The sequence below is a fragment of the Bacillus sp. AP50 genome (assembly GCF_040492675.1).
Lineage (GTDB): Bacteria > Bacillota > Bacilli > Bacillales > Bacillaceae_G > Bacillus_A > Bacillus_A cereus.
In genome coordinates, this window is record NZ_JBEUTW010000305.1 from 1 (window position 1) to 5818 (window position 5818).

Consider the following 5818-nt stretch of genomic DNA (forward strand, 5'->3'; position numbering starts at 1 on the left):
GTATTATCCTATTTAATTTCTATAGCCCTCCTTTTCACATATAACTCCCTATTTTGTACGGTTCATTCAATAAAAAAAGCCATAAATTATTTAGAATACACTCCTGTATCCCTAAATAAATTTATGGCTTTTCTCAAATATCTCCGGCCTCTATTAACTTGTCGAATTTAATCATATCAAACCTATTGAAATTTGTGAATATTTTTTTCAGTACAGTGAAGTACATAAAACAATATTTCTGTAGTTACTTAAAAATCACATAATAAATTTCTCATTACCTCTTCCAATACTATATCTGGATTTACTACCGTTTTTTCCGAACGCCATCCGATAAAGCCATCTGGTCTAATTAATACAGCACCTCCATTCTCTATACCATATAATTTGCTAAAAATATCTTCTGGAACAATAAAGTCTCCACTTAAGCCAACACGATACCCTTTTAGATGTATTCCTAATTTAGCTGAAACAGCATGTGCTGCCTCAGCCCAAGAACTATTTTCTACTCCTGTAAGTAATACAAAACTGTTACCGAATAAGTCTAATGTAGAAACTTTCTTCCCCTCATACGTTCCCCATAAATGTGGCGCTCGCGTTCCAGGTCTTCCGTTCAACTCTATGCTATCCATTCTATGCGGAGTGACTGAATCATCTATAATCGCCTCTGAACAATACTGATATCCAACTGTAACAGCTAAACCATCCATATTATTCAAACTGCCTTCCTCTCTATTCGCAGCACGAAACAGTAAACTACTTGCATAAGCTGTCGTTAATTTTGCAACAGAGTGTCTCTCCTCATGATATGTTTCTAACAATTTTGGTTTTGCCTTCCCTTTTATAACAGCCGCTAATTTCCAAGCTAGATTGTGCGCATCTTGTATTCCTGTATTTGAACCAAATCCTCCTGTTGGCGGCATAATATGTGCAGAATCGCCAACTAAAAAGGTTCGATTTCCTTGAAATTTCACCGCTGTACTTTCAGCGGCTTCCCACGGTAAAACACTTAATATTTTTGATTCAACATTTGTACTTCCAATTGCTATTTGAATAATTTGTTTACAACGTTCTATAGTGAAGTCCTCTAGCCCCTCTCCTTTTAATGGATCGTAGGCTACATGATAAATCCATTTTTTTACGTTATCAACCGGGATAAGTGCACCAAGAACCTCCGGATGAAGTACCATCGAAAAACCGAATGCATCTCCTTGTATAAACTCACTTAAATCAGCTTCAAAATAAATATTCATATAATAGCCACCAATGGTTCCACGACCCTCAGTTTTAATCCCTAACTGCTCACGTATTTTACTTTTCGCTCCATCCGCTGCAATTACATAGTCACAATGTATGACACTTTCTTTTTCTGTTTCACGATTTCGAATCGTTGCTTTTACCCCGTTTTCATTTTGTTCAAATGAAACTAATTCATGATAAAAAGATAGTTGCTCGCCTAATGTTTTCGCTTCTTGTAACATCATCTCTTCTAAAATAATTTGATAACACGCAGTTTGTTTTGATGGACTAATCTTTTCTATTTTTTGAAGTAACTCTTCATCGTTTCCGTATTGCGTCGCTCTCATTTGTTCCAATTCTTCTTTATTCGCCTCAGCTATTGTATGAACCGCTATTCTTCCTCTGCAGTTCTCTAATGCTTTACCTGCCAATTTAATTCTTTGTTCCAAGCCTAATTCTCGAAATAACTCCATTGTACGTAAAGTAAGACCGCCTGCTTTCGGATGAATGGCAGTAGACGGATGCCTTTCAATAAGTAAGTACTCAATGTTATGTTTTGCAAGAAATAACGCAGACGCTAACCCAGATAATCCCCCTCCAACAATTAAAACTGGTACATAATTCGATTTCATATATTTACCCTCCACATCATTGTTCTGAGCTCAGTGACATAAATATAATCCAAAAAAACATTAAAATATAGACTTATATTTCATTTTGAATTATCATATAGATAGATTACGCCCCAAAATTCCTTTTACCTTTTCATACATCTATAATCCACCTGAATTGTGTCTGTATGAAAGTGTAAAACAAAAGAATGTACTTTACGTTGAACCATGTTCTATCGTAAAAATCAAAAATAATACAAACATTATAAGCGGTCGTAACCTTATGGATTATACAAGGTTACGAACGCTTATTTTATTGTTACATCATTTTTTGTTTTTAAAACTTCATCTATTGTGTTATGTAATCCTTCCAATCCCTTTTCTATCTCCCTATAATTTTCAACAATAAAAAATTCATTCGTCTCGATTTTCTTTCCCAATATTGCAGCTTATACAACAATCATGTAGCATTACCGTATCGAAGTAATGGTTCATCATCTTAAACCTTTCGACTAATTACCTGGAGGCAAAGTGATTGAAATGAATAAACAAGAACAATTAAATATTATAAAAAAAGATTTTATTGATTCTCAAAAAGTATTATTGGCAATTGGTGATGAAACACGTCAAGCTATTTTATTAGTGCTAATGGAAACGGAATGTCAAACAGGATTACGTGTAGGAGAAATCACGAAGCAAACACACCTGTCCCGTCCAGCCGTATCACATCACCTTAAGATTTTACGAGAAGCTGGCATTATTTTAATGAGAAAAGAAGGTACAAAGAATTTTTATTATATTGATATACGTACAAAATTAGGTTTATTAAAAAATCTTGTATTAGATATTGAGAAGCTATTGCAAAACTTTTATTAAAACTTGGAGGTATAAGAAATGAAAGCAATGATAATTGATAGATATGGAAAAGTCCTAATGTGTATGGCAGAGGTACCTACTCCTGAAATTAATGAGTATGAAGTGCTCGCAGAAATTCATGCAGCTAGTATTAACCCAATTGATTTTAAAATACGCGACGGAAAAGTTAAAATGTTACTGAAATATGAAATGCCTCTAATCCTTGGGAATGACTTTTCCGGTGTCATCACGAAGGTTGGATCAAAAGTGACTCGTTTTAAAGTTGGTGATGAAATATATGCTCGTCCAAGAAAAAATAAGATTGGTACTTTCGCGGAGTATATAGCCATTCATGAAGATGATATTGCTTTAAAACCAAAAAATTTAAGTTTTGAGGAAGCGGCTTCGATTCCACTTGTTGGCTTAACATCATATCAAGCATTACATGACATCATGCAATTACAAAAAGGACAAAAGATTTTAATTCACGCTGGATCCGGTGGTGTTGGTACTTTCGCAATTCAGTTAGCAAAAATAATGGGTGCTACTGTTACAACGACTGCTAGTGAAGCTGGTGCAAATTTAGTAACGTCTCTTGGCGCAGATGAAATTATTAATTACAAAACAGAAAAATTTGAAGATATACTAAAAAATTATGATGCGGTATTTGATACAATCGGCGGTGCAACACTTGAAAAATCATTCAATATTATAAAAAGCGGAGGAAACATTGTTTCAGTTTCAGGTATGCCGAATGCTCGCTTCGGTAAAGAATTTGGTTCAGGATTCTTTAAAACTCTCTTATTTTCATTAGCCAGCAAAAAACTTACTGCACTTGAAAAAAAGCATAATGCTCAATATTCATTTTTATTTATGAAGCCAAGCGGGGATCAATTACGTACTATTGCAAACTATATTGAAGCCGGAAAAATCAAACCGGTAATTGATCGAGTCTTCCCTTTTGAAGATGCGCAAAAAGCAATGGAATATTCAGAGTCTGGAAGAGCAAAAGGAAAAATAATTGTAAAAATTAAATAATAATAAAACCTCCATTTTCTTAAAATGGAGGTTTTAAATTTGCTGTTAAATAGACATAGTGCAATGAAGTCCTTACAATAGATTGCAAGGGGAAATATTATATTATACTTTTAGTTAACTTTACAAAGAATACATACGTACAAATACATAACTTAAAATACAAAAAGGAGGAGATACAATGACTAAAAATAATGAAACAGGTTGGAATTTAGATAATAGTTATACGACTTTACCACAATCATTTTATACAGAAATCCCCCCTACTCCCGTAAGTTCACCGGAGTTAGTTAAACTAAACCATTCATTAGCGATATCTCTTGGCTTGACCCCTGAAGAACTGAAAAAGGAAGCTGAAATTGCTATTTTCGCTGGTAATGCACTCCCAGAAGGAGCTCATCCATTAGCTCAAGCATATGCTGGCCATCAATTCGGACATTTTAATATGTTAGGCGACGGTCGTGCTCTTTTAATTGGCGAACAAATTACTCCTTCAGGTGAGCGTTTCGATATTCAACTGAAAGGTTCTGGCCCTACTCCCTATTCACGCCGAGGAGATGGTCGTGCTGCACTCGGTCCGATGCTACGTGAATATATTATTAGCGAAGCAATGTATGCACTCGATATTCCAACTACCCGCAGTTTAGCAGTTGTCACAACCGGTGAACCAACCTATCGTGAAACAAAGTTACCTGGAGCAATTTTAACTAGAGTAGCTAGTAGCCATATTCGCGTCGGTACATTTCAATATGCTGCAGCTCGTGGCTCAATCGAGGATCTTCAATCGCTAGCTGACTATACGATAAAAAGGCATTATCCAGAAATTGAAGCTCATGAAAACCGATATACTGCATTACTACAAGAAGTCATTAAAAGACAAGCCAGTCTTATCGCAAAATGGCAACTTGTTGGATTTATTCACGGCGTAATGAACACTGACAATATAACGATCAGTGGCGAAACAATTGATTACGGTCCTTGTGCATTTATGGACAATTACGACCAAGGAACCGTATTTAGCTCTATTGACACACAAGGTCGTTATGCATATGGAAATCAACCATATATGGCCGCATGGGATCTCGCACGACTAGCTGAATCTTTAATACCAATTCTGCACGAAGATGAAGAAGAAGCATTAAAAATCGCTCAAGACGAAATTTCGAAATTTAGCGTACAGTATGAAAAACAGTGGTTCCTTGGAATGAAAAAGAAATTAGGACTATTTAGCAACGAAGAACAAGATCACTCACTTATTGAGCAACTTTTAAAAATGATGGAGAAATATAAAGCGGATTACACAAATACATTCCGTTCATTAACTCTTGATGCTATCGAAAATACAGCTCTATTTGAAAGTCCTGAATTTAAAGAATGGTACAAACTGTGGCAATCTCGATTAGAAAGACAAGAACAATCGAAAGAAAACGCCTACGAGATGATGAAAAATAATAACCCATCCATCATCCCGAGGAACCATCGTGTAGAAGAAGCACTAGAAGCAGCTGTTACAAATGGAGACTATAGCGTAATGGAGAAACTTCTTGAAGCTTTATCAAACCCTTATGCGTATTCGACAGATCAAGAAGAATACTGCATTCCGCCTGCACCGACGAATCGCCCTTATCGTACTTTTTGTGGGACTTGATTAAAAATTTGTTTTTATTTTAACCCAAAATTTATTAAGTTAACTATTAATCACAAACTTAAAAGTTGCTTTCAATATTGAAAGCAACACATTTAGTATCCAACCTTAAACAAGTCACAAATTATAATTTGTGACTTGTTTAATTACCCACGTTCAATAGAAGGTTTGTTTTGCAGGCATCGTTGTATCTTCAGAGACAGCATATGGATTTTCATTAGGTTTTATAATTATAAACGTTCCACCATATCCACTGTGAGCTAATTTATTGCAAAGACCTTCTACCATAAAACCCCATAACTCCAGCTGCTATTCCCATTATAGATAATCCAAGTTTTTTCTTTATTTTAATGCTTCTTTTTCAAATATTCTCTTTTTTATTTCATAACTCATAAAAAAATACTTTTCTGCTTTTTCTATATTACCTACTTTATGA

At 35.0% G+C, this 5818-nt stretch carries 5 protein-coding genes; 3 read left to right on the top strand and 2 right to left on the bottom strand.

Annotated elements, in window-relative coordinates:
- Positions 1 to 248 precede the first annotated feature (248 nt).
- On the bottom strand, positions 249 to 1868 hold the full coding sequence (locus tag ABWK52_RS20720; RefSeq protein WP_061655020.1) for an FAD-dependent oxidoreductase: 1620 nt from the start codon (positions 1866 to 1868) through the stop codon (positions 249 to 251).
- 510 nt (positions 1869 to 2378) lie between these two features.
- Here ABWK52_RS20720 and ABWK52_RS20725 point away from each other — a divergent pair.
- From ABWK52_RS20725 to ABWK52_RS20735, 3 genes are all read left to right on the top strand, one after another.
- Complete coding sequence (locus tag ABWK52_RS20725) at positions 2379 to 2723, top strand: ArsR/SmtB family transcription factor (RefSeq protein ID WP_000571870.1); 345 nt, start codon at positions 2379 to 2381, stop codon at positions 2721 to 2723.
- A gap of 18 nt (positions 2724 to 2741) precedes the next feature.
- Entirely contained in the window at positions 2742 to 3740 is a 999-nt protein-coding gene (locus ABWK52_RS20730; protein ID WP_061655022.1) for an NADP-dependent oxidoreductase, read from the top strand.
- 178 nt (positions 3741 to 3918) lie between these two features.
- Complete coding sequence (locus ABWK52_RS20735; RefSeq protein WP_061655024.1) at positions 3919 to 5385, top strand: protein adenylyltransferase SelO; 1467 nt, start codon at positions 3919 to 3921, stop codon at positions 5383 to 5385.
- Positions 5386 to 5538: 153 nt separating this feature from the next.
- Here the strand turns inward: ABWK52_RS20735 and ABWK52_RS20740 are convergent, their stop codons facing one another.
- Positions 5539 to 5670, bottom strand: coding sequence for a hypothetical protein (locus tag ABWK52_RS20740; RefSeq protein WP_000229164.1), 132 nt, complete (start codon positions 5668 to 5670; stop codon positions 5539 to 5541).
- Positions 5671 to 5818: the final 148 nt, after the last annotated feature.